This is a genomic window from Oleiphilus sp. HI0123, assembly GCF_001635315.1.
The window spans coordinates 1-1,955 of sequence record NZ_LWGE01001794.1; the positions used below are offsets into that span (position 1 = coordinate 1).

The following is a 1,955-nucleotide window of genomic DNA, read 5'->3' on the forward strand; positions in this document are numbered from 1 at the left end:
ATGATAACCCACTTTCAAGCCACTTCTTAACAATGGCTTCTTTAAACTCTTTTGAATAATGCTTCACTCATATTCTCTTACCGCCTCCTATTCAATTATTAAAAATTAACAGAGGCGACAACTATCCTGACACAGGGGGATGTCAATACTTTTATTTTTTTACACCTAGGTTATTTATTATTCTATGTACACTTTAACTACTGCAAAAACAGAAAGTGAAATTAGGGAGCTGGCAGATTGCTGGCGTTCTTGGGAGTCAGAAGGTACTGAAAAGTGGCCTCACAACTTTTTGGTATGGAATGAAAGCTACCGCAAACATCTTTCGGAGGAGGGCGGGAGTTTTTTTTATGTTGTGATTAAAGTGCATGGTGAAGTTTCACACGTGATACCGGTTGTAGAGACTAGGCTTTCTCTTTTAGGTGTTTCATTGAAGGCGTTATCTCTACCATTTCATGACCACTCTCAATTCTCTGGAATTACTTCAGTGTCTCGAGTTTCTGATTTAACTTCTGTAGACATGCTAACTCTTCTGACGGAGTTGTTAGTGGGTTACGACTGTTTTTATGCGCCAGCCGTACAGAAGAAGTCTCTGATATCTGAGAGTGCATTGTTGAGGCGTTTAGGTGCATGTGTGGGCGATCGAGCGGGATGTGATTACTTGGATTTGACTCAGCGAAGATCTAGTGAGGATTGTATTTCCAAAAACTTTAGAAATAACCTTAGAAAGGCATCGAAGAAATTCGCTATTACGCAAGATATTGAGATAGAAACCTCAAAAGATAAAGGAAAGCTTCCAAGCTTATATCAGGAGTTTCTTAGAGTAGAGTCTTCTGGGTGGAAGGGGGGTGGGGGAACGGCCACTGCTATCGCTCTTAATTCCGAATTGGTAGCCTTTTATGAAGAGTTGGTTAACAGTTCTGGGCAAGGTTACTATTGTGAAATTAGTATTATAAGGCAGAGTGGGAATCCGATCTCTGGTCAATTGCATATTCTGGCCCATTCCGATCACTCATTCTGGTTTTAACCGATCATCATTTCTGGAACTTTTCGACCATTGATTCTGGTTTTATTCGATCACTTTTTCTGGATTTCCAGAATCAGTGATCAGATACCAGAATTGATGATCAGATATTTCCAGAATCACTCCTAACGCGTTGACTTAACTAACAATCTGCTAGTCTCTTAGCCTTTTTCCGGCGAGGAGTAATAGCAGTGGCCAAAAAAAGGTTATCAATGCGTAAAATCAAAGACATTTTACGGCTTCGTCATGAGGCCGGATTAAGCTATCGAGGGATAGCTCAAGCACTTAATATTGGTTACGGAACGGTCGTCGATTACCTCAAGCGAGCTGATCAAGCAGGCCTAAGCTGGCCAGTTCCCGAGGAAATGGCTGAGCGAGATCTCGCTCGAATGCTGTTCCCTAGCCAAGCTGCGACGGGTCAAAGGCGTTTTGTTGAGCCAGACTTCCCGCAAGTCCACCAGGACCTCAAACAAAAAACTGTAACCAAACAGTTATTGTGGCAAGAATATCGGCAGCAAAATCCTGATAACGGTTACAGTTATGCTCAGTTCTGTCATCGTTATCTTGAATGGCTGGGTTGCCAGAAACGTAGCATGCGTCAGATTCATCGTGCAGGTGAAAAACTCTTTGTCGATTACTGTGGTCCTACAATGCCGGTGGTGAACCCAGATACCGGCGAAGTCAGGCAAGCCCAAATTTTTGTCGCTGTGATGGGGGCATCCAACTACACCTTTGCTTGTGCTAGTTGGAGCCAGAACCAGGAAGACTGGTTGAATGCCCATGTACAGACTTTCGAGTTCCTCGGCGGTGTACCTGAACTAGTCGTGCCGGATAATTTGAGAAGTGCGGTGCGCAAAACACATCGTTACGAACCAGATATAAACCCGGCTTATCAGCAACTGGCACAACACTATCAAGTGGCGGTTGTTCCAGC

Annotated in this window: 2 protein-coding genes; both read left to right on the forward strand. The window is 43.6% G+C overall.

Translation table 11 applies throughout. The annotated features are described in order from the left end of the window. Nucleotides 1-184 precede the first annotated feature (184 nt). Complete coding sequence (locus tag A3761_RS24135; RefSeq protein WP_068740141.1) at nucleotides 185-1,024, forward strand: GNAT family N-acetyltransferase; 840 nt, start codon at nucleotides 185-187, stop codon at nucleotides 1,022-1,024. Nucleotides 1,025-1,233: 209 nt separating this feature from the next. Next, a partial coding sequence (gene istA, locus A3761_RS24140; RefSeq protein WP_197473233.1) for an IS21 family transposase occupies nucleotides 1,234-1,955 on the forward strand: 722 nt, incomplete at its 3' end.